The sequence below is a fragment of the Streptomyces sp. PH10-H1 genome, from assembly GCF_030063355.1.
Lineage (GTDB): Bacteria > Actinomycetota > Actinomycetes > Streptomycetales > Streptomycetaceae > Actinacidiphila.
Genome location: NZ_JASISZ010000022.1, coordinates 1 through 21384, shown reverse-complemented (window position 1 = coordinate 21384; position 21384 = coordinate 1). Strand labels below are relative to the sequence as shown.

Genomic DNA, 21384 nt, shown 5'->3' with positions numbered 1-21384 from the left:
ACGGGCAGGACGTGGACAGGCAGCGCCAGGGCGAAGGGATCTGGCCGCTGGCGAGGGAGTTCCTCCGGCAACTGCACCGCGAGGAGGCCGGTCCCGAAGGTCTCGCGGAGCGTCTGGCGCGGGTACGGGCCGAGATCGACGCGACCGGTACCTACCGGCACACCCACCGGGAACTGGTCTTCGGCGCCCGGGTCGCCTGGCGCAACAACAACCGCTGCATCGGGCGGCTCTACTGGAACTCCCTCCAGGTCCGCGACCGGCGCGAGATCGCCGACGCGACCGGAATAGCCGAGGAGTCGGCCGCCCATCTGCGCGCGGCGGCCAACGGCGGACGGATCCGGCCGGTCATCACCGTCTTCGCCCCCGACGCCCCCGGCCTGCCGGGTCCGCGGATCCACAACGAGCAGTTGATCAGATACGCCGGCTACCGGCACCCGGACGGCCGGGTGACCGGCGACCCGCGCAATGCCGATATCACCGCGGCGGCGATCCGGCTGGGGTGGCCGCTCGGTCCCGGTACCGCGTTCGACATCCTGCCGTTGATCGTCCAGGGCCGCGGCCAACAGCCGCACTGGTTCACGCTCCCTGCCGACGCCCTGTTCGAGGTCCCGATCGTCCACCCGGAGCTCGACTGGCTCGCCGAGTGGGGACTGCGCTGGCACGCCGTCCCGGCGATCTCCGACATGTGCCTGGAGATCGGCGGGGTCCGCTACCCGGCCGCGCCGTTCAACGGCTGGTACATGGGCACCGAGATAGGCGCCCGCAATCTCGCCGACACCGACCGCTACGACCTGCTGCCGCGGTTCGCCCGGCGGCTCGGCCTGGACACCAGCAGCGACCGGTCACTGTGGAAGGACCGCGCGCTCGTCGAGCTCAACCGCGCCGTCCTGCACTCCTTCGACCGGGCGGGAGCGACCGTCACCGATCACCACACCGAGTCCCGCCACTTCCTCGCCCACGTCGACCGCGAGCAGCGCAAGGGGCGCAGTGTGCCGGCCGACTGGTCGTGGATCGTGCCGCCGATCTCCGGCTCGGCCACCGAGGTGTTCCACCGGTACTACGACACGGGGGAGCGCACCCCGGCCTATGTGCACCGCGCCGCCCCGCGCGCTGACCAGGGCACGCGTCCCGGAACGGCTCCCGTGTAGCCCCGGCCGCACGGCCGCCGGTGCCGCCCACTAATGTCACCGCAGCACACGTAGCTGGAGGACAGGAGCAGTGGTGGCCGCGCACGCATACATCGGTTCGTTCACGTCGGCGGGCGGTCGGGGACTCACCGCGGCCGCCGTCGACCCCGAGACCGGCGCGCTCACCGTGCTGGGGGACACGGGGGTGGACAACCCGTCGTTCCTGGCGCTCTCCGCGGACCGCGAGGTGCTGTACGCGGTGAACGAGAACCCCGGGGACGGCGGCGCCGCGGCGTTCTCCCTGGCGAGGCCGGCCGCACCGCGCCTGCTGGGCGGCACCGTGCCGGTACGCGGCGGGGCGCCCACCCACCTGTGCCTGCACCAGGGCCACCTGTTCACCGCCAACTACGCGACGGGCAGCGTCAGCGTGCTGGCCGTCGCCGCGGACGGCGGCGCACTGGGCGAGGTACGCAGCGTGCTGGAGCACGAGGGCGACGGGCCTAACCGGGACCGCCAGAAGGGCCCGCACGCCCATATGGTGCTGCCGGACCCCTCGGGCCGCTGGCTGCTCAGCGTCGACCTCGGCACCGACTCGGTGCGGGTGTGTGAACTGGACGCGGCCACCGGCGAGCTGGAGATCGAGCGGGAGCTCGGCCTGCGCTCCGGGACCGGACCGCGCCATATGACGTTCCACCCGCGCGGCGACCGGGCGTACGTCATGAACGAGCTCGAGTCCCTCGTCACGGTCTGCCGGTGGGATGCCGGGACCGGATCACTGCGGCCGGTGACCGAGGTGGCCGTGCTGCCCGAAGGCGCCACGAGCACGGAGAACCCCAGCTATCCGTCGGAACTGGTCGTCTCGCCCGACGGACGCTTCGCCTGGGCGGCCAACCGCGGCCACAACAGCATCTCGGTCCTCGCCCTCGACGAGTCGGGGGACCGGATGGAATTGCTGGACACCGTCCCCTGCGGCGGGAACTGGCCGCGTCATCTGACCGCCGACCCGTCGGGCCGCCGGTTGTACGCGGCCAACGAGCGGTCCGGCGACGTGACTTGGTTCGACATCGACCAGGCGACCGGTATCCCCAAGCAGGCGGGCTCGGTCGCGGTGCCGGCCGCCTCGTGCGTGCTGCTGCGCTGAATCAGCGGCCTTGGAAGGTGACGGTACGGTGCGGGCGGCGGCGGTGACTGCGCCGCCCGCGTCCGGACAGTGGTGCGTCAGTGCGTCAGTGCGTCGGTCCGTCAGAGCGCCTGGGCGCCCTGCGACGGGTGCGGGGCTATGCCCAGCGCCGTCGTGTACTTGGCGGCCACGAGCTTGCCCACCGCCGGGTAGGGGCCGAGCGCGTCCGCGCCGGAGCAGCCCGCCTCCTCGGCGGCGGAGAGCAGCAGCTGGGCGGCGACCTCGGGTCCGATGAGGCACGGCGCGAGGGCGAGATTGGCCGAACCGGAGGAACGCAGCTGGTCGGCGGCGCGGGCGATCGACCCGTCCATGTCCAGAGCGGCGGCCATCACGGGAACGGCGAGCCGGGCGGAGAGAAGCACGCCGGTGACGCCCGCCGCCTGCACGGCCTCCTCGCCGCCCACGGTGGCCAGGATGATGCCGTCGGCGGCCGTCGCGACGGTGAACAGCCGGGCGCGGTCGGCGCGGGCCAGACCCGCCTCGGAGAGCCGTACGTGCAGCGCCTCGGCGAGCAGCGGGTGGGGGCCGAGTACATCGGTCACTTCGGCGCCGGCGCGGCTGTCGGTCACCGCCTGACGGATCCGGCGCACCACCGACGCGTCGGGCCCGGCCAGCAGCGGGACCACGACGGCGGCGGGGGAGTCGTCCGCGCGCTCGGAGGCGGCCTGCGTCAGCACGGCCTCCAGCGTCGGGTACTCGGCGTTGTCCCCGTCCAGATAGCCGATGCGCGGGTCCAGGCCCGACAGCTCGGAACGGGCGATGCTCATGACCTCTTCCGCCAGACTGCGGACAGCGGGGGTCGGGGTGCCGGGAACAGCGAGAACCAGCACCGGCGCGCCCTCGGGCGCGGTCAGGGGCTCCGGTCGGCGGTGGCGTCCCGGCTGGCGGGGACGCGGCATTCGAACGGGGAGGCCGGGTGCGGGGCCAGTGGCAATGCTCATGGCGACGCATGCTAATGCCTCGCGGTGCGCGGGCGTTCGGGTGGGTACGTCCTAGGGGGTACCTGTCCCGTTCCGTCCGGATTTCGGCCCGCTCGATCACATCGGAGGGTGCTCCGCGATGCGCATCGGGATGTGCAGCAGAGCGGGATCCTCGGGCAGCACCGGCCCGCCCCCGGCGAGCGAGCCCGCGATGCGCAGCGCGCCGAGCAGCGGATCGCCGTCGGCGGCCACGAATTCCGCCTCGGGGAACACCTCGGGGGCCAGTTCGCGCAGCGGACCGAGGAGCGGCTCGCCCATCTTGAACAAACCACCGGTCAGCGCCGTTCGGCAGCGGCCGGCGGCCGGGCGTGCGGCGGCGGCCGTCTCCAGGATGTGCCGTGCGGCCTGCCGCAGAATGTCCGCCGCCACCGGATCGGCGCCCGCGCAGCGGGCCACTTCCGGGGCGAACGAGGCGAGTACGGCCGGACGGTCGGCTCGCGGGTACAGCTGCGCGGGCAGCCCGGCGACCGGGCCGAACAGCGCTTCCGCGCGTCCCAGCAGCGCGGCCGAACCTCCGGCGCGCCCGTCGTGGGCGCGCAGGGCGGATTCCAGGCCCGCACGGCCGATCCAGGCACCGCTGCCCGCGTCGCCGAGGAGATGGCCCCAGCCGTCGGCGCGGCGCCAGCCCAGCCCGTCGAGGCCGGTGCCGAGGGCGACCGTGCCCGTGCCCGCCGCGACCACGACTCCGGGGCGCATGCCGAGGGCGCCCGCGTACGCGGTCACCGCGTCCGCGGCGAGCGCGAGTGCGCGCACGCCGAAGGCACCGCGCAGCGCCCCGGGCAGCACGGCTCGCAGATCGTCGCCGAGCGTGGCCATGCCCGCGGCGCCGACCGCGGCGGCGGTGAGCGACACCGCGCCCACCGCGCCCATCAACTCCCTGGCGGCAGGGAGTACTTCGTCGAGCAGGCTGTCGGCGTCGATCCCCCCGGCAGCGACCACGGCGGGTCGCTTGGAGGCGATCGGCGCGGACTGCGCGGAGCCGTCGGCGCGGGCGATGGCCACCCGCACCCCGGAGCCGCCGGAGTCCACACCGAGGACCCAGCCGCCGGAACCGGCCACGGGATCAGCCGAGCCCGCGGGAGTCCTGCTTGAGCGCGGTGTCCACGGTGAGCGCGGAGGCGACCACCATGCTCAGCAGTGGCTCGGGGAGTTGCCGGTGGATCTGAAGTACGTAGTTGTCCGCCGTGGTGAACATGGTCTTGGCCAGGCCCTCCCACGTCTTGGTGATGCGGGCGACCTCGGTGTCGGTGTGATCCACGATCGCGAAGTTCCAGGCGCGCCAGTTCTCGGCCTTGATGGCGCCGATCTTCTGGCCGTTGACCTGGAACGCGAAGTTGATCTTGCCGATGGCGTTCTGCTGGACGATCTCGCCGAGCGTCTGCCCGTCCGGGCGCTGCACGATCACCTTGGACTTGATGAACTTCGCCGGGCGGGTGAGCAGCAGCTGCGGCTGGCCGTGGGCGTCGCGCACCTCGAGCTTGACCGAGAGGTACTGGTCGATGCTGGAGACGAAGCGCAGCACCTTGCGGGCCGTGCTCTGGCCGACCTGGCTCACGGAGCCGATCGAGCGGCCCTGCTGGTCGAAGACGCTGTACTCATTGTTCAGCTCGATGAGTTTGGCCTTCTGGTTCACCACGAGGATCGGCTCGGTGAACAGCGTGCCGCCGCCACCGCGGGCCGGCGCGACACCTGCCTGGTGCTGCACCTGCCGCTGCACCTTGGCCGGGTCGTGCCCGCCGTCGACGCTCAGTTCCCAGGCGTTGTTCTGCTGCTGCTGGGGCACCTGCCCTGCCTGGCCGGTGTTGGTGTGCTCGGTCCACTGGGATCCGTCCCAGTAGCGGAGCAGGTTCGGGGTGCCTTGCGGGTCCGCGTACCAACCCGCAGGAGTATTCGAATGCGTCGTCACCCGGGCAGCGTACAGTCCGCCCCCGTCACGGCAGGCGCCAGTCCACGGGATTGGCCCCGAGTCCTGTCAACAGCGCGTTGGCGCGGCTGAACGGCCGGGAGCCGAAGAAGCCGCGGTCCGCGGACATCGGGGACGGATGCGCCGCCTCCAGCGCGGGCAGATCGCCGAGCAGCGGACGCAGATTGCGCGCGTCGCGGCCCCACAGGATCGACACCAGCGGAGTGCGGCGCGCCACCAGCGCCCGGATGGCCTGCTCGGTGACCTCTTCCCAGCCCTTGCCCCGATGGGCCGCGGGCTTGCGCGGTGCGGTGGTCAGCGCCCTGTTGAGCAGCAGCACGCCCTGCCGCGTCCACGGCGTCAGGTCTCCGCTGGACGGTCTGGGAACGCCGAGGTCGCTGCACAACTCCCGGTAGATGTTCTCCAGGCTGCCGGGCAGCGGACGCACATCCGGGGCCACGGAGAAACTCAGCCCCACCGCGTGGCCGGGCGTCGGGTACGGGTCCTGACCCACGATCAGCACCCGTACCTCGTCGAACGGCTGCTGGAACGCGCGCAGCACATTCTGCCCGGCCGGAAGATAGGTATGTCCCGCGGCGATCTCGGCGCGCAGGAAGTCACCCATCGCGCCGATCTGCCCCGCGACGGGCTCCAGGGCCTTCGCCCAGCCGGCCTCGACGATTTCGTTCAACGGTCGCGCTGTCACGATCCGTCACTCTAGTGGCTCAGCCGATGGCGGCCGCACGCACGCAGAGGACATCCGGGAGATGGGAGACGGCCAGCTGCCAGCTGTCGCCCTCGTCGGCGCTCGCGTACACCTCGCCGTTGCGATTGCCGAAGTACACCCCCGCGGGATCCGAGTCGTCCAGACACAGGGCGTCCCGCAGCACGGCTCCGTAGTGCGGCTCCTGCGGCAGACCCTGGGACAGCGGTGCCCAGGTCCCCCCGGCGTCCTCGGTCCTGAAGACCCGGCACCGCAGGTCGGGCGGCAGCCGGTGGGCGTCCGCGGTGAGCGGGAAGACATAGGCGACGCCGCCGCGGCGCGGGTGCGCGGCGATGGTGAAGCCGAAGTCGGCGGGCAGGCCGGCGCCGATCTCCGCCCACTTCGCCCCCGCGTCGTCGCTCCGGTAGACCCCGCCGTGATTCTGCAGATACAGCCGGTCCGGATCCTCCGCGTCCTGCGCGACCTTGTGCACGCACTGCCCGAACTCCGGGAACCGCTCGGGCTGGAAGGTGCACTGCACCCCGGTGTTCGACGGGGTCCAGCTCGCCCCGCCGTCCAGCGAGCGGTACACCCCGCCGGTGGAGACCGCCACGGTCACCACGTCCGCGCTGCGGGGATCGGTCACCACGGTGTGCACTGCCTGGCCGCCGAACCCGGCGTTCCACTCGGCCCGTTGCGGGTGCTCCCACAGGCTGCGGACGAACTCGAAGGTCTCGCCGCGGTCGTCGGAGCGGAACAGCGCGCCCGGCTGGGTGCCCGCGTACACCACGTCCGGGGCGGCGGGTCCGGCCGGATGCAGCTGCCACACGCGCTCCAGCGAGGTGCCGGTGTCCTCGGGGAACTTCACCGCGGGTCTGGCGGGCTCCTGCCAGCCGGCGCCGAGGTTGTCGGAGCGGAACACCGACGGACCCCAGTGCGAGCTGTCCGCGCCCACCAGCAGCCGGGGCACATCCCGGCGGGTGTCGATGGCGATGGAGTACACCGCCTGCATCGGGAAGTGCGGGCCGCTGAAGTCCCAGCCCCCGCCGTCCTGCCTGCGGCCGAGGAACAGGCCCTTCTGGGTGCCCACCGCGAGCAATACGTCATTCATGGCACGTCGCCTCCAGGATGAGATGTTTCCGACATCACAGAGTCTCCACCCCGCCACTGACAATGGCCCGTCGCGCGGCGTTCTCGCAGTTCAGCCAGGCCGGTGGCGGCACCGGCAGCCACCGGCGGACACCGGGAACGGCCGGTGCCGCCGGTCCGGGCTCCGGACCGCCTCCTCCGCGCCCCGCACCGGCTTCTCATCGCAGGCGTCGGCCACCCACCGGCGGCGCGGTCCGGGTCGACGGCGGATACGTGGACTCGATCATTCCCTGCGCCGTCGTCCCCCGCGCCGTCGTCCCCCTGCGCCGTCGTCCCCCGACCGCCGCCGCACGGTTTCGGCCGCCGCGGCGGCAGCGGACGGCCGGTTCAGATGGCCCAGGCGTACTGGTCGGGGATCCGCGACTCCGCCCCCAGTTCGCGCGCGGCGCGCAGCGCCCAGTGCGGATCGCGCAGCAGTTCGCGTCCCAGCAGGACGGCGTCCGCGCGGCCGGAGGTGATGATCTCCTCGGCCTGCCGGGCATCGGCGATCATGCCGACCGCCGCCACCGGCAGACCCGCCTCGGACCTGATCCGCTCGGCGAACGGGACCTGGTAGCCGGGGCCGGTCGGTATCCGGATCTTGGGGACGTTCCCGCCGGTCGAGACGTCGAGCAGGTCCACGCTGTGCGCGTGCAGCTCCTTCGCCGGGCTCGGACCGGCCGGTTGCCAGCCGTGCCCGTCCACGCCCACCGGGCCCCCGCCGCGCCAGGGCCCGTCGGTGGACGCCTTGCGCCCGGTGGTTGCCTGGATTACTGACTGTCATGCAATGCCCATCACGAGATCAGGTCACCAAGTCCCGGCAATCTCCCGCAGGAGGCCCCGGGTTGTAGGCGTAATCCGACTCAGTCGACTCACGGACGCCACGACGTCCCTCGATGTTCAAGAGGAGATGATCGACGCCACGTGCTCCCGCTTGGGCGGTGAGTTCGTCGGATGGGCGCCGGACATCGACGTTTCCGCACTCAAAACAACTCCATGGGACCGGGAGAAACTGCGCTACTGGCTGCATCGGCCCGACGAGTGGGACGTCATGATCTGGCAGCGTATGGACCGCGCTGTCCGTTCCATGGCTGATATGGCGGACCTGGGTAGGTACGCCAAGCAACACGGGAAGCGGCTCGTCTTCGCCAGCGGGCCAGGCGGGGCTCAGCTTGAGTTGGACTTCAGTTCTCCCATGTCGGAGCTGGTCATGCTGATTCTCGCCTTCGCCGCTCAGCTCGAAGGCCAGACCATCATGGAGCGGAACCAGGGCGCTGCAGCGCACCTGCCGAGTCTTGGGCGGTGGCCGGGCGGACCGGTCCCGTACGGCTTCCCACCCGTTCGCAGGATGTTCTCCGACGACAACGAGGGGTGGTGGCTGGGAGAGCACGAAGAGACGGCCAGCTACCGGCGCAAGGCTGCCGCATGTGCCATCGCTGGGCAGACCTACAGCGAGATCACGCGATGGCTGATCACCGCGGAGGCGCCAACACCGAAGAACCATCGTGCCCGCCTTGCCGACCCTCCACGGCCCGGCGACCCGGAGAGCACCTGGCAAGTCACCGTCGTCCGCGACATGCTCATGTCGCCTTTGATGCGCGGGCACCTCGTGAAGAAGGACGGGACAACCGTGCGCAGTGCGGATGGTTCTCCGGTCCTCCAGGGGGAGGCACTCATCGACGATGACACCTGGCATGAGCTGAAGGACGCATTGGCGTTGCTTGCCAACGGCAACAGTGGCCCACGTCGCAAGGACGGCCATCCGCTTCTGGGCGTCGTGAAGTGCGGCATCTGCGAGGTCAACATGTTCGCCAGCTGGTACGTGGAGAAGGTGGGCCGTAAGGGGCCGCGGAACGGGGCGCGCAACGAGACGTTCCGCTGCCACGGTAAGCAGCACACGAAGGGAGTCCCGGCCGTAAGCATCCTTGCCAGTGGGGTGTTGGAGTACGTAGAGGAGCAATTCCTCGCGCACATGGGGCCGTTCAGGCGCACGCAGGTCGTCCGGGCGCCAGGCGTCGACAACAGGTCGGAGATCGCGGGCCTTGAGGCGGACGTCGAAGAGCTGTCCACCCGACTTGCTCAGCTCCGCGGGCCAGCGGCTGACTCTGTGATGACGCAGCTGCAGGGGCGGTCGGACCGGCTGGAGGAGTTGCGGAAGACACCCTTCACGCCCGCGCGCGAAGAGGTTCGTAGAGACAAGACGCGTTGGAGGTCGCGCTACATCAGGCGACCACTCTATAAGGTAACGGCTTGATAACGAAAGAGTGCACGCCTGGAGCTGTCTTCGGGCGCGCGCGAACCCGCTTGTCCGCCCCGCTGACGTCGTCCAAGCCTCCGCGCTGTCCAGAGCTCTCGATGGATGACTACTGGTTGTGGATCCACTCGCCAAGTCTGCGCCTCGCCAGACCATTCGGTGTCTCCAAAGCTGAGGATCGGTCGCGCCTTGACGGTCATCCAATGCCCGCACCGGGGCGGAGCCACGCCCGGGGTCAGAACAGCGTGTTCGTCGCGCCGGAGTCCCCCTGGGTCTCGCGCCCGCTGATGGCCATGCCGCGCGCAGTAGGGGCGGGTCGCGCTGGTTGCCAAGAGTGAAGGATGCTGTTGTACGAAGGGCTTCGTAATTTGACGTCTGCCGTAGTACGGTGTGTATCGTACTAGCGCCTGGAGTCGACCTCTGTACATCGAACGGAGTCCCACGTGAGCGCCCTTTTCGAGCCCTTGGCCCTGCGGTCGCTGACCATCCCCAACCGCATCTGGATGGCCCCCATGTGCCAGTACTCGGCGGATGTCGACGGTCCTCACCGCGGCGTGCCCACCGACTGGCATCTGTCGCATCTCGGCGCGCGTGCCGCCGGCGGCACGGGGCTGATCCTCGTGGAGGCCACGGCCGTGGCTCCGGAGGGGCGGATCTCTCCGGCCGACCTGGGGCTGTGGAACGACCGGCAGCGAGATGCGTTCAAGCGGATAGCGAGCTTCCTGGAGACCCAGGGAACAATCCCGGGCGTCCAGCTTGCCCACGCTGGGCGCAAGGGATCAACCGACCGCCCTTGGCGTGGGGGTGCACCCGTAGGAACTGACGAGCACGGGTGGACTCCGATAGGCCCCTCCGCACTCCCCTTCGCGGACGGCCACCCGGTGCCGGATGAGATGACTGTCAAGGACATCCAGCGCGTCGTCCGGGACTTCGCGAAGGCTGCGGCTCGTGCTCTTGCGGCAGGCTTCAAGGTCATCGAGGTGCACGGTGCTCATGGCTACCTCATCAACGAGTTCCTCTCCCCGCACAGCAACCGCCGCACCGACGAGTATGGCGGCAGCTTCGAGAACCGGATCCGCTTCGCGCTCGAAGTCGTCGACGCGGTGCGCTCAGAGTGGCTGGCGGAGCTACCGGTGTTCTTCCGGATCTCTGCCACTGACTGGCTCACGGAGAACCCTGATGATGAACGCGAGGGGTGGACCGGGGACGATACGGTCCGTCTCGCCAAGGAGCTTTTGGCGCACGGCGTAGACCTCATGGACGTGTCCACTGGTGGGAACGCGCCCAAGGCCGCCATTCCCACGGGGCCGAACTATCAGGTCCCGTTCGCTGCCAGGGTGCGTGACGAGACGGACATGCCTGTCGGCGCGGTTGGTCTGATCACTGAGCCGCGTCAGGCTGAAGAGATCGTGTCGTCGGGGGAGGCGGATGTCGTGCTGCTGGGTCGCGAACTGCTGCGCAATCCGAACTGGGCGCACGATGCGGCTGCGGAGCTGGGGCACGACCTTCGGCGCCCGGATCAGTACCGCTGGGCGATCTGACGACGCCGGGTCTGGGGCGCTCGATCGAGGCGCCCCAGAAGGCGTTAGGGCATGCCCTCTGGTGTTGCTTCACAGGACGCCTTCTACGATAGCCATCGTAATACGGTTGATGTCAAACTACGATAGATCTCGTACTATGGACGCATGACACCGCAGACCGCCCCCGCCGTCCGCGCGCTGGAGCACCCGGACCGCGCGGCCATCCGCCTCGAGAGCGTGCTGCACGCGCTGTCCGATCCGATGCGGCTGCGAGTGGTGCGCACTCTCGCCGCCGCGGAAGTGGAGCTGGCCTGCTGCGACGTCGAGCTGCCGGTCAGCAAGTCCACCACTACCCATCACTTCCGCGTGCTGCGCGAGGCCGGGGTCATCGTGCAGACCTACCGGGGCACGTCCAAGATGAGCGGCCTGCGCCGCGACGATCTGAACGCGCTGTTCCCGGGGCTCCTCGACACCGTCCTCACGGCGGCCGCCGGCCAGAGCGACCGGCTCACGGGCGACCGGCTCGCCGACGGCCGGCTCATCGACGTCCGGTGAGATCCGCTCGCCCGGCGGGTGTCAGGCCACCTCGCGCGCGGCGGCCAGCAGTCCGGCCCAGTCCTGGATCTTGACGGTGCCCCGGTCGAGCGACCGGCCCAGTGCCATCTCGGCGGCCTCGATCGACAGCCACCCCGGCCAGGCCACCGGATCGCTTCCGGCCGCCCGCAGTCCCTCCAGTGGATCGCGGGCCAGCGTTCTGGCCAGCAGCCGCGGAGCGTCCGCGATCAGTGCCGCCGCGGTCTCCTTGGCGCAGGGCCGGTTGGTGCCGATCACCCCGGTCGGGCCGCGCTTGATCCAGCCCGCCACGTACTCGCCGAGGGAGGGCACGCCGTCCCGCAGTACCCGGCCGCCGTCGTTGGGCACCACCGCGCGGTTCTCGTCGAAGGGCAGTCCGGGCATCGGCACACCCTGATACCCCACGGAGCGCAGGACGAGCTGTGCCTCGATCTCCTCCAGCTGCCCGGTCCCCGTCACCCCGCCCCGGCCGTCGGGCACCGTCCGCTCGAAGCGGACGCCCGACACCCGCTCGTCGCCGAGGAGTTCGGCCGGACGCAGGAAGAAGCGCAGATGGATCCGGCGCGGCCGGCCCTGCGGGACCCGGGTGGCCCACTCCCGCAGCACCTCGACATTGCGCCGCGCGACGGCGGGCAGCGCGGAGGGGTCGGTGTAGCCGGGATCGAGTGCCAGCTCGTCGGCGTGCACGATGACATCGGCGCCGGCCAGGCCGCCCAGCTCGCGCAGTTCCTTGGTGGTGAACTTCGCCTGTGAGGGGCCGCGCCGCCCCACCATGTGCACATCGGTGACCTGGCTGGCGTCCAGGGTGGCGAGCGCCGACTGCGGGACGTCGGTGTGCCGCAACTCGTCCGCGCCGCGCGCCAGGATGCGGGCCACGTCCACCGCGACATTGCCGACCCCGATCACGACCGCAGACCGGGCGAGCAGCGCGAAGGCCTCCGGCGGCTCGTCAGGGTGGGCGCTGTACCAGGAGACGAACCGGGTGGCGGAGTAGCTGCCGGGCAGATCCTCGCCGGGCACGCCCAGGTGCCGGTCGGCGGCGGCCCCGACGCAGTAGACCACCGCGTGGTACAGCTCGTTGAGCCGGCCGGGACCGAGGCCGGCACCCACCTCGACGTTGCCGAGGAAGCGCACCCGCGGGTCCTCCAGCACCTGCCGCAGATTGCCCTGCAGGGACTTGATCTTCTCGTGGTCCGGCGCCACCCCGTAGCGCACCAGGCCGTACGGGCACGGCAGCCGGTCCAGGACGTCCACTGCGACGTCCGGCACGGCGGTCTGCCGGGTCAGCGCCTCGGCCAGGTAGACGCCACTCGGACCTGATCCGACTACTGCGACTCGAAGCACGGTGTGGCTCCTTCCGCGGATAACGACCTGGTGCGCGGCAGGGAGCGGGCTCGCGGCGCCCAGCGACTCCGCTTGCGTCGTTGTCGTCGGTCGCCGATGCTCCGCATGGGCTCCCTCCTCCGCCTTGCAATCGAAGCCACCGGACACCGCTCCCTGATCCGCTCCCTACCGCGGGGCAGGTCGTAAGCCCAGCATGCGCCATCGAGGTGCGTTGCGGGAGTGGCGTGCGTGCCGCCGCCGTGATCGGGATGATCAGGTCCACGGCGAGCGGACGGGACGGCGGCTGTCCTCCGCCGCGTCGTGTCCGTCGTCGCCGACCGGCGGATCGCCCAGCTCCCAGTCCAGGCCGTACCGGCTGAACAGCTCGGCCCGAAGCCGCGGCAGCGGCATCGGCACGCCGGGCACCAGGAGGGCGACCACCGCGCCCATCAGCAGCGCGCGCAGCATCGGGTACTCCGCGCCGGGATCGGACGCGCCCCACCGGATGACTGTGTCCTCCAGCAGCACGGCGAGCCGCTGCTGCTCGGCGCACTGGATGAATCCCTCGGCCTGCAGGATCGACGCCATGTGGGTGCGCATCAATTTCGGGTGTTTCTGCGTCAGGTCCAGAATCGCGTCGATGGCCCGCGCCATCCGTTCCTGGCCGTCCTCGGTGGCCGGCTCCCGCTCCAGCGCCGCCGCCAGCTCCAGGTGCATCAGGCGGTGAACCGCGGACTGCACCAGCTGGCGTTTTCCGGGAAAGTAGTACGACACCAGGCCCCGTGCGGACCCCGCCCGGTCGGCGATGTCGCCGAGGGTGGTGGCCTCGTAACCGCGCTCCTCGACGAGTTCGACGGTCGCCTGAAGAAGCCGTTCCCGGGAACGCCGACGCAGCTCTTCATTGACCGATGCGCTTCGGGGAGACATGCTTTACTCCTGCGTTGACTGGCTCTCAGCCAATATACTCAACGCACCCCGGTGGGCTACACGCCCATACGGGGAACGGGGGCCTGGGCCGGCGCCCGGCGGCGCGGGGGACCGCCGGGCGCCGACCCGGTCAAACGTGTCGCCGCCAGGGGCCGTTGGGCCGCATACGCTGCTGCACGGCAACCCTAGGGTGCCCGGACAGATCGGGCCAGACCGCCTCGGCGATATCGCTCAGGATCGCGTCAGGATCTTCTCCTCTGGATCAGTTCCGGATCGCCTCGGAACCGCCGCCTCAGAACCGCCTCAGAACCGCCCCGGAACCGGCTCAGACGCGGTGCCGCGGGGGTCTGGGGAAGAAGCCGCTGGTGCGCGCGGCGTACTCGGCGAATCCCGGGCGCCGCGCCATATGCCGCTCCAGGATCGGTTTGCCGCTCCCACGGATCAGCAGAGCGCTCATGACCAGGGGCGATACGAGTGTGACGGCCGCCGCCGGGTCCCCGCAGGCCATCAGGAACAGCCCCCACCACACACAGAAGTCGCCGAAATAGTTCGGATGCCGGGTCCAGCTCCACAGACCGCGGTCCATGACGCGGCCACGATGGGCCGGATCGGCCTTGAAGCGGGCGAGCTGGAAGTCGCCGACGGACTCGAAGAAGAACCCCAGCAGCCACAGGGCCGCGCCGGCCGCCGCGAACGCGTCGATCGCGTCCGGCACGTACATGGCGAACTGGACGGGGAGCGACACCACCCAGACCAGCGCCGCCTGCAGCAGATAGACCATGCGCAGCGCGTAGACGTTCCGGCTGCCGGGCGCGCGCGACAGCATCCGGTCGTAGCGCGGATCCTCGCCGTGGCCGCGACCGCGCAGGGCGATGTGCCCGGACAGCCGCAGCCCCCACACCGTGGTCGCCGTCAGGACCAGCAGCCGCCGGGAATCATCGCTCTGGTCCGTGGACAGCGCGTACGAGACCGCCGCCACCGCGACGAAGGCCGTCCCCCAGGCCACATCGACGACGCGGTGCAGCCCCTTCGCAGCGCCGACCGCGAATGCGGTGAGCAGTACCGCGAGGGCCGCGCCGGCCGAGGCCGCGAGCCCGGTGGCGAAGTCGGCCCACGGGAAGCCGTTCACCGGGTACCGCCCGCGCCGGGCACCAGCAGCAACTGGCGGACGTCCAGGTAGCCGGAGCGGAATCCGGCCTCGGAGTAGGCCAGGTAGAAGGTCCACATCCGGCGGAAGGTCCCGTCGAACCCCAGGGCCGCCACCTCCCGGGCGCGGTCGGTGAAGCGTTCGCGCCACACCTCCAGCGTCCGTGCGTAGTGCGGCCCGAACCCGGTGTCCTCCGCGATCCGCAGGCCGGTGTGGCGGGCCAGGGCCTGCTCGATGGCGGTGACCGAGGGCAGCAGACCGCCGGGGAAGATGTACTTCTGGATCCAGGTGAAGGTACGGCGTGAGGCCAGCAGCCGGTCGTGCGGCATGGTGATGGCCTGCAGCGCTATCCGCCCGCCGGGGGCCAGCAGCCGCTCGAGCGCGGTGAAGTACACCGGCCAGAACTCCTCGCCGACCGCTTCGATCATCTCCACGCTGACCACGGCGTCGTACTCGCCCCGGATCTGGCGGTAGTCCTGCAGCAGCACCGTCACCCGGTCCGCGCAGCCCGCTTCCCTGATCCGGAGCCGGGCCAGCGCGCGCTGCTCCTGCGAGAGGGTCACCGTCACCACTGTGGCGCCGCGCTGCGCGGCCCGCAACGCCAACTCGCCCCATCCGGTGCCGATTTCCAGCAGTCGGCTGCCCGGTCCCACGGCGGCGAGGTCCAGCAGCCGGTCGATCTTGCGGTGCTGGGCGGCGGCCAGCGGCTCGTTCCCGGCGTCGGGGGAGAGGCCTTCGCGGGAGAAGCCGTCAGGGGTGAACAGGGCCGCCGAATACGTCATCGTCTCGTCGAGGAAGAGCGAGAACAGGTCGTTCGACACGTCGTAGTGGCGGCTGATGTTGCCGCGTGCCCCCACGACCGTGTTGCGCTGGGCGGACGGCTGCCGCCGGGCCCAGACGCTGCGCAGTCGTTGCAGCGGGGCCGGGATGAGCGACGCGACATGGGAGGCGAGCACGGTGAGGACGCCCACCAGGTCCTCGGAATCCCATTCGCCCGCCATGTACGACTCCCCGAAGCCGATCAGTCCTGACTCGCCGATCCGGGCGAAGAAGGCACCGGGCCGTTGCACCCGCAGCAGCGGGGCGTCCGCGCCCCCGGTCCCGGCCAATACGCCGTCCGGCAGGCTCACCCGCAGCGGCAGCCGGGTCAGGGCCCGGCGCACCAGACGCTCGGCGACGGCTGCGCGGACCGGCGAGCCGGGTACCCGGACGACGTCCGGCCAGCGGCCGGGGTCCACCGGGACCGCGCGGGCCGCGGTCGGACGGGAAACGGGGACACTCACTGCACACTCTCCTGAGGTCGGTGCGGGGGACGGGGCCGCACGGGCAGTCCGCGCAGGTACAACAGGACGCCGTGCAACCGGATGAGGACGGACACGGTGGCCGTGGACCATGGGTGCCGCACGGCGGCCCGCAGCAGTCCCGCACTGGTCGCGGGGCGCCGTTCGCCCCGCAGGGTCGCGGTGAACGGCCGGGTCCCCGCGCGCTCCAGATGCACCGTCAGATCGAGCCGTGCACCGGGCTCCGGCAGCCGCATGCGGTACTCGCCGTCGACCGGGAAGAACGGCGATACGTAGAGCTCCTTGGCGCTCCTGGCGCGTCCGGCGGCGTCCGGGCGCAGCAGGTAGCAGTGCCGCTCGCCGTAGGTGTTGTGCACCTCGGCGACGACACAGGCCGGGGAACCGTCGGGCCGGTGGCACCAGTAGACGGTCAGCGGGTTGAAGACGTGGCCGAGGACACGGGCGCTGGTGAGCATCAGCACCCGGCCGCCCAGCGGCCCCACCCCGTTCGCGGCGAGGAAGCGGTCGAGGCCCGTGCGGATGTCCGGTGCCCCGCCGCCGAAGTGGTCACGGGCCTCGAAGCGGGCCAGCGGGCGCAGCGCGCGCGGCAGCCGGGGGAGTGCGTCCAGGTCCACCAGCCACAGATACGTACGGTGCCGGAAGGCGTGCCGCAGCGGCGCGGTGCGCACATGCGCCACCACGCACTCGTACAGCGCCGCGTTCACCATCGGACCCCCAGCGCCGCGGCGGCCGCGACCCCGGAACGGCAGCCGTCCTCGTGGAATCCCCAGCCGTGATAGGCCCCCGCGAATGCGGTGACCGGGCCGTTCAGCTCCGGGAGGCGCTGCTGGGCGGCGACCGAGCGCAGGGTGTGGACCGGATGCGCGTAGTCCATGCGGTCCAGGACCAGGGCCGGGTCGACGAGGCCCTCGCCGCCGAGTGTGACGACGTACGGCTGCGGGGTGTCCAGCCGCTGGAGGCGGGTCATGTCGTAGCTCACCAGGACCCGCTCGGGGGAGGCGCCGCACGAGGGCAGCAGATAGTTCCAGCAGCCGCGGGCGCCGCTTGCGCGCGGGAGCACCGACGCGTCGGTGTGCAGCAGCGCGGGATTGCGGGAGTAGGAGAACGCGCCCAGCACCTCGGCCTCGGCGGGCGTCGGGTCGGCGAGCAGCCGCAGCGCCTGGTCGGGGTGGACGGCGATGACCACGGCGTCCGCGGTGTGCTCGGCGCCGTCCCCGGTACGCAGCCGCACGTCGCCGGCCCGGCGGGTGAGCGCCAGGACCGGGGCCGAGGTGTGCGTGGTGGCGAGCTGCTTCGTGATCCGCCGGACGTATTCGCGTGAGCCGCCGGTGACGGTCCGCCAGGCCGGGGCGCCGGTCACCGAGAGCATTCCGTGGTTGTCCAGGAAGCGGAAGAGATAACGGGCGGGATAGCCGGCGGCCTCCGAGGAGCCGCAGGACCAGACGGCCGAGACGAGCGGCGTGATGAAGTGCGAGACGAAGTACGGCGAGAAGCGCCGCTCGGCGAGGAAGGCGCCGAGGGTCGGTTCCGGCCCGCCGCAGGGCCGCGCCAGCAGGTCCCGGGCCGCCCGGTGGAAGCGCGGCACCTGCGTGAGCAGCCGCAGATAGCGGACGTTCGCCGCGTTGCTGGGCCGCGCGAACAGTCCCGCCGGGCCGCCGCGGGCTCCCGCGTACTCCAGACCGCAGCCGTCGCAGCGCACCGACATGCTCATGTCGGTCTCCTGGGTGGTCACGCCCAGTTCGGCGAACAGGCGTGACAGCAGTGGATACGTCCGCCTGTTGTGCACGATGAAGCCGGTGTCGACGGCGAGCGCCCGGCCGGCCGCCGTCACCACCTCATGGGTGTCGGCGTGCCCGCCGAGCCGCGCGTCCGCCTCGAAGAGCACGACGTCATGGGTGCGCCGCAGAACATACGCGGCCGTCAGCCCGCCGATCCCGCTCCCGATGACAGCGACCCGCCTTCGATCCGCCATGACAGCCCGCCCTCCTCGCGCCCCGTGTCCTACCGGGTATTCGGAGCGACGGGCGGCGCGGCTTGGTGACTCGGGCTCGGTGGCTCTACAGCAGGGCGAGGATCTTGCGCAGGCCGGCTACGCGAGAGCGCTGAGGCCGGGGACGAAGGCGATCAGCAGGGGGACGGCCGGGACGAGGAGTGCGGTCGCGGTCAGGCCGACGCGGCGTACCGGTGCCAGTCGCGGCGCCGGGTCCAGCAACCGGTGTACCCGGCGCGGCAGTTCGGCGAGCGGGGTGGGGCAGGGGCCGAACACCCCGCGGTCCTCGTTGAGTTCGACCAGGGCCAGTGCCGTGGTGAGCCGCCCGAAGCGGCGTGAGGCGGTGTCGTCGGCGGCCAGTTCGATCAGCCGGTGCACCTGGTCGCGGAACCCGGCGAAGACCGGGACCTGCGGGAAGCCGGAGGCCAGCGCACCCGCGCAGTTCAGCAGCACATCGTGCCGGGCGCGGGCGTGGCCCTGTTCGTGGGCGAGTACGGCGTCGAGCTGGCGGCCCTTGAGCCTGCGCAGCGCGGCCGTGGTGACGACGAGCTGCGGCTGCGCGCCCGACAGCCACCAGGCGTCGGGCCGGTCGCCCTCCAGGACCACCAGCCGGTTCTCCCCGGCGGGGGGCTCCTCGCCGGGCAGCCGGGGGGACCGTACGAGCAGTTCGGCCCGGCGCTGTCGGCGGCGGGCCCGCGCCGCGCGCACCTCGCGGGTGAGCATCGCGGCCGTCCACACGCCGCCGCAGGCCAGCAGGATCGCCAGGGTGCCGGCCCAGCGCCCGTATCCGGGCAGGCCGTACGCCTCCACGACGCTGCGCGGGGCGAAGCCGAACAGGTGCCAGCGCACCGCTGCCGAGGCGGCGGCGGCGCTGAGCGCCATCGCGAGGACACAGCACAGCAGGACGGCGGCGACCACGCACTGCCAGACCCACAGGGCGAGTACCGGTTCACGCTCCGGCCAGGCGGCGCGGGACAGCAGGCGCGGCGTCATCGCCGCCGCCAGTGCGCCGACCACCAGCAGCACGAACGGGACGGTCATGCCGCTCACCCTAGGAGGCGGTGGTACCCGCGGGTACGGTCCGGGGGCCGAAGTGACGCACGCCTCACCCCGTAGTGCCTGACCCCCGTAGTGCCTGACCCCGTCACAGCGCCAACAGCATCGCGAACATCCCCAGCGCCATGGAGACCCGGCACGCCGCCAGCTCCGGTGCGGTCGCCGGACCGGTCGGCGCGCCACCGGCCGGGGCGATGGCCGTCACCGTCATCAGCCGGGCCCCGGCGCTCAGGATGTACACCGCGAAGTACACCAGCAGGGCCCCCGTCAGCAGCGGAGTGCCCGCCGTGACGTGCCCGGCGTGTCCGCCGGCCGGTGCGGACACGCCCATCGCCGCTGCCATGTAGACCATCGCGGCGGCGCCCAGTGCGTGGTGCAGATGGTGGCCGGGCCGCCGGGCGAGCCGCAGCGCCCGCACCGCCGCCGCCGCGAAGACCACCGCGAGCAGCGGCGGCTCCCAGGGCCGGGGGTCCAGTACGGACATGGGCACGGCCATCACCGCCATGCCCGCCCCCATCAGGGCCTCGTCCCGCGCGCCGTGCCGCAGCAGGCACGACAGCCCGGTGGCGGCGCTGAGTACGACGAGCAGCCACCCCACCAGCGGTGGTCCGTGCATGACCGGCCTCCCCGTCCGAACCCGCGAGCCGTCTCCCGTTCCCGTCCCGTTCCCTGTCCCCGGACCCGCCGACCCGCCGGTGCGTAACCGGTCCGTTGGAGAACTGCCCAGGCCCGAGGGCGCACACCCACGCGCACGGACGTACTTGGGGGAGCGCGGCGTCAGGTCCTGGCGCGCTGGGTGACCGCCACGCAGACCAGCACGGCGACCGCCGCGAGCGGGGTGGCCGGGCCGAGGTGCTCACCGAGCAGCGCCGCGGACCACACCAGGGTCAGCAGCGGCTGCGCGAGCTGGAGCTGGCTGGCGCGCGCGACGCCGATCGCGGCCATTCCCCGGTACCAGACCATGAGGCCGACGACCTGGGAGCCGGCCGCGACATACGCCAGGCCGAGCAGTGCCTGGTCGCCCAGGTGCACCGGCTCGAAGGACAGGGCGATGACGGAGCCGAGCAGGGCGAACGGGAGCATCCCGATCAGCGCCCACGAGATGACCTGCAGGCCGGGCATCACCCGGGCGAGCCTCCCGCCCTCGGCGTAACCCGCCGCGCACACCACCAGCGCGGCGAAGAGATAGAGGTCGCCGGCCGTCGGGGCGCCGCCGCTCTGGACGAGGGTGAACACGGTGACGACCGCGGCGCCCGCGACCGCTGCGCCCCAGAAGGTGCGCGACGGGCGCGATCCCTGCCGCACGGCGGCCACGATGGCGGTGGCCAGCGGCAGTGCGCCGATCACGACGGCGGCGTGCGAGGTGTTGGTGGTCTGCAGCGCCAGCGTGGTGAGCAGCGGAAATCCGAGGACGACGCCGAGGCCGACGACGGCCAGTCCCGGCCAGTGCTCCCTGGCGGGGACCGGGGCCCGTCCTACCACCAGGCAGCCGCCCGCGATGGCGGCGGCGATGACACCGCGTACGGCCACGGTGGTCCACGGCCCGAAGCCGCCCAGCGCCCAGTGGGTTGCGGGGAAGGTGAAGGAGAAGATGGCGACGCCGAGGACGGCGAGGACGCTGCCGCTGACTGCTATCGGTCGCACCGTGGTAGCGCTATTATTGGCTGTCATGAATGACGGTAGCAGTTCGACATCACTGGCCGACTCGCTGCGGGGGGAGCTGAAGCGCTTCTCTCCTGGAGCGAAACTTCCGTCGAGCCGTGCTCTCGTCGAGCGTTTCGGCGTCAGCCCCGTGACCGTGTCCCGGGCGCTGGCCGCGCTCGCCGCCGAAGGCCTGGTGGTGACCCGCCCCGGCTCGGGCACCTTCCGGTCCGAGACGGCCGGACCGCCCGCCCGCGCCGTCGACACTTCCTGGCAGCAGGTCGCCCTGACAGCGGGGGACCAGCACGCCGAGCCCGCCCCCCGGGTCGTCGACGCCTCCGGCGTGCTCGCCACGCTCGCCGCCCCGCCGCCCGGCGTGATCCCGCTCAACGGCGGCTATCTGCATCCGGGCCTCCAGCCGCAGCAGGCACTAGGGCGCGTATCGGGTCGTGATCATTCTGTGGGATTCGCCCTCCTCGCAGGGCTTGGACTGGTAGATCTACTTGCGTGACGAGAGCGCAACTGACTGACGGTGAGTGGGAGTTCATTCAGCCACACCTGCCGATCGGCGAGTTCGGCCCGTATCCCGAGCAACTGCGGCAGCAGTTCGAGGGCGTGATCTGGCGGTTCA

General features: G+C 71.6%; 21 protein-coding genes and 1 pseudogene. 7 read left to right on the top strand and 15 right to left on the bottom strand.

Annotation, left to right across the window (positions count from 1 at the left end):
* Positions 1-11 precede the first annotated feature (11 nt).
* Together QMK24_RS15790 and QMK24_RS15785 are read left to right on the top strand one after the other, a co-directional pair.
* Entirely contained in the window at positions 12-1148 is a 1137-nt protein-coding gene (locus QMK24_RS15790; RefSeq protein WP_283466566.1) for a nitric oxide synthase oxygenase, read from the top strand.
* A gap of 73 nt (positions 1149-1221) precedes the next feature.
* The gene (locus tag QMK24_RS15785) at positions 1222-2268 is read left to right on the top strand and encodes a lactonase family protein (protein WP_283466565.1); all 1047 of its coding nucleotides are present in this window, start codon (positions 1222-1224) and stop codon (positions 2266-2268) included.
* 101 nt (positions 2269-2369) lie between these two features.
* Here the strand turns inward: QMK24_RS15785 and QMK24_RS15780 are convergent, their stop codons facing one another.
* The 6 genes and pseudogenes from QMK24_RS15780 to QMK24_RS15755 all read right to left on the bottom strand — a co-directional run.
* Positions 2370-3248, bottom strand: a complete 879-nt coding sequence (locus tag QMK24_RS15780) for a sirohydrochlorin chelatase (protein WP_283466564.1) — start codon at positions 3246-3248, stop codon at positions 2370-2372.
* A gap of 96 nt (positions 3249-3344) precedes the next feature.
* On the bottom strand, positions 3345-4346 hold the full coding sequence (locus QMK24_RS15775; RefSeq protein WP_283466562.1) for an N-acetylglucosamine kinase: 1002 nt from the start codon (positions 4344-4346) through the stop codon (positions 3345-3347).
* A gap of 4 nt (positions 4347-4350) precedes the next feature.
* Positions 4351-5193 carry an LURP-one-related family protein gene (locus QMK24_RS15770; protein ID WP_283466561.1) on the bottom strand — a complete coding sequence of 281 codons (843 nt, stop codon included), beginning with the start codon at positions 5191-5193 and terminating at the stop codon, positions 4351-4353.
* Between the two features lie 25 nt (positions 5194-5218).
* A complete protein-coding gene (locus tag QMK24_RS15765) occupies positions 5219-5896 on the bottom strand; it encodes a uracil-DNA glycosylase (protein ID WP_283466560.1) in 678 nt (225 codons plus the stop codon).
* A gap of 19 nt (positions 5897-5915) precedes the next feature.
* Positions 5916-7004, bottom strand: coding sequence for a WD40/YVTN/BNR-like repeat-containing protein (locus tag QMK24_RS15760; protein WP_283466558.1), 1089 nt, complete (start codon positions 7002-7004; stop codon positions 5916-5918).
* A gap of 365 nt (positions 7005-7369) precedes the next feature.
* Positions 7370-7687: pseudogene (locus QMK24_RS15755) on the bottom strand (oxidoreductase); the annotation flags it as partial.
* 121 nt (positions 7688-7808) lie between these two features.
* Between QMK24_RS15755 and QMK24_RS15750 the strand changes: the two are divergent.
* The 3 genes from QMK24_RS15750 to QMK24_RS15740 all read left to right on the top strand — a co-directional run bounded on the left by QMK24_RS15750 (position 7809) and on the right by QMK24_RS15740 (position 11350).
* A complete protein-coding gene (locus QMK24_RS15750) occupies positions 7809-9275 on the top strand; it encodes a recombinase family protein (protein WP_283466557.1) in 1467 nt (488 codons plus the stop codon).
* A gap of 443 nt (positions 9276-9718) precedes the next feature.
* Positions 9719-10816: an NADH:flavin oxidoreductase/NADH oxidase gene (locus QMK24_RS15745; protein ID WP_283466555.1), complete on the top strand. Its 1098-nt coding sequence runs from the start codon at positions 9719-9721 to the stop codon at positions 10814-10816.
* Between the two features lie 144 nt (positions 10817-10960).
* Complete coding sequence (locus QMK24_RS15740; RefSeq protein ID WP_283466554.1) at positions 10961-11350, top strand: ArsR/SmtB family transcription factor; 390 nt, start codon at positions 10961-10963, stop codon at positions 11348-11350.
* A 21-nt stretch (positions 11351-11371) separates the two neighbouring features.
* Here the strand turns inward: QMK24_RS15740 and QMK24_RS15735 are convergent, their stop codons facing one another.
* From QMK24_RS15735 to QMK24_RS15695, 9 genes are all read right to left on the bottom strand, one after another.
* The gene (locus QMK24_RS15735) at positions 11372-12712 is read right to left on the bottom strand and encodes an FAD-dependent oxidoreductase (RefSeq protein WP_283466553.1); all 1341 of its coding nucleotides are present in this window, start codon (positions 12710-12712) and stop codon (positions 11372-11374) included.
* A gap of 252 nt (positions 12713-12964) precedes the next feature.
* Positions 12965-13618 carry a TetR/AcrR family transcriptional regulator gene (locus tag QMK24_RS15730; protein WP_283466550.1) on the bottom strand — a complete coding sequence of 218 codons (654 nt, stop codon included), beginning with the start codon at positions 13616-13618 and terminating at the stop codon, positions 12965-12967.
* A 325-nt stretch (positions 13619-13943) separates the two neighbouring features.
* Entirely contained in the window at positions 13944-14747 is an 804-nt protein-coding gene (locus QMK24_RS15725; RefSeq protein ID WP_283466549.1) for a DUF1295 domain-containing protein, read from the bottom strand.
* A complete protein-coding gene (locus tag QMK24_RS15720) occupies positions 14744-16159 on the bottom strand; it encodes a class I SAM-dependent methyltransferase (protein ID WP_502962546.1) in 1416 nt (471 codons plus the stop codon). The genes QMK24_RS15725 and QMK24_RS15720 overlap by 4 nt, the downstream gene beginning before the upstream one ends.
* Positions 16045-16773 carry a DUF1365 domain-containing protein gene (locus QMK24_RS15715; RefSeq protein ID WP_283466546.1) on the bottom strand — a complete coding sequence of 243 codons (729 nt, stop codon included), beginning with the start codon at positions 16771-16773 and terminating at the stop codon, positions 16045-16047. The genes QMK24_RS15720 and QMK24_RS15715 overlap by 115 nt, the downstream gene beginning before the upstream one ends.
* Positions 16767-18038, bottom strand: coding sequence for an NAD(P)/FAD-dependent oxidoreductase (locus QMK24_RS15710; protein WP_283466544.1), 1272 nt, complete (start codon positions 18036-18038; stop codon positions 16767-16769). Before QMK24_RS15710 ends, QMK24_RS15715 begins: the two co-directional genes overlap by 7 nt.
* Positions 18039-18155: 117 nt before the next feature.
* Positions 18156-19097 (bottom strand): M56 family metallopeptidase, encoded by a 942-nt coding sequence (locus QMK24_RS15705; protein WP_283466542.1) that lies wholly within the window; start codon positions 19095-19097, stop codon positions 18156-18158.
* 103 nt (positions 19098-19200) lie between these two features.
* Complete coding sequence (locus QMK24_RS15700; RefSeq protein ID WP_283466540.1) at positions 19201-19728, bottom strand: DUF5134 domain-containing protein; 528 nt, start codon at positions 19726-19728, stop codon at positions 19201-19203.
* 161 nt (positions 19729-19889) lie between these two features.
* Positions 19890-20783: a DMT family transporter gene (locus tag QMK24_RS15695; protein ID WP_283466538.1), complete on the bottom strand. Its 894-nt coding sequence runs from the start codon at positions 20781-20783 to the stop codon at positions 19890-19892.
* Here QMK24_RS15695 and QMK24_RS15690 point away from each other — a divergent pair.
* Together QMK24_RS15690 and QMK24_RS41820 are read left to right on the top strand one after the other, a co-directional pair.
* Entirely contained in the window at positions 20782-21264 is a 483-nt protein-coding gene (locus QMK24_RS15690; protein ID WP_283466537.1) for a GntR family transcriptional regulator, read from the top strand. The genes QMK24_RS15695 and QMK24_RS15690 overlap by 2 nt on opposite strands.
* Positions 21261-21384 (top strand): transposase (locus QMK24_RS41820; protein WP_502962713.1); only part of this gene is annotated, 124 nt, incomplete at its 3' end. The genes QMK24_RS15690 and QMK24_RS41820, both read left to right, overlap by 4 nt.

Bases quoted from the DNA above. Each gene is read 5' to 3' on its own strand.
- QMK24_RS15750 (WP_283466557.1), top strand. From the start codon at position 7,809: ATGCCCATCACGAGATCAGGTCACCAAGTCCCGGCAATCTCCCGCAGG.
- QMK24_RS15705 (WP_283466542.1), bottom strand. From the start codon at position 19,097: ATGACCGTCCCGTTCGTGCTGCTGGTGGTCGGCGCACTGGCGGCGGCG.
- QMK24_RS15695 (WP_283466538.1), bottom strand. From the start codon at position 20,783: ATGACAGCCAATAATAGCGCTACCACGGTGCGACCGATAGCAGTCAGC.
- QMK24_RS15720 (WP_502962546.1), bottom strand. From the start codon at position 16,159: ATGGTCCACGGCCACCGTGTCCGTCCTCATCCGGTTGCACGGCGTCCT.
- QMK24_RS15690 (WP_283466537.1), top strand. From the start codon at position 20,782: ATGAATGACGGTAGCAGTTCGACATCACTGGCCGACTCGCTGCGGGGG.
- QMK24_RS15780 (WP_283466564.1), bottom strand. From the start codon at position 3,248: ATGAGCATTGCCACTGGCCCCGCACCCGGCCTCCCCGTTCGAATGCCG.
- QMK24_RS15700 (WP_283466540.1), bottom strand. From the start codon at position 19,728: ATGCACGGACCACCGCTGGTGGGGTGGCTGCTCGTCGTACTCAGCGCC.
- QMK24_RS15740 (WP_283466554.1), top strand. From the start codon at position 10,961: ATGACACCGCAGACCGCCCCCGCCGTCCGCGCGCTGGAGCACCCGGAC.
- QMK24_RS15715 (WP_283466546.1), bottom strand. From the start codon at position 16,773: ATGGTGAACGCGGCGCTGTACGAGTGCGTGGTGGCGCATGTGCGCACC.
- QMK24_RS15760 (WP_283466558.1), bottom strand. From the start codon at position 7,004: ATGAATGACGTATTGCTCGCGGTGGGCACCCAGAAGGGCCTGTTCCTC.
- QMK24_RS15710 (WP_283466544.1), bottom strand. From the start codon at position 18,038: ATGGCGGATCGAAGGCGGGTCGCTGTCATCGGGAGCGGGATCGGCGGG.
- QMK24_RS15730 (WP_283466550.1), bottom strand. From the start codon at position 13,618: ATGTCTCCCCGAAGCGCATCGGTCAATGAAGAGCTGCGTCGGCGTTCC.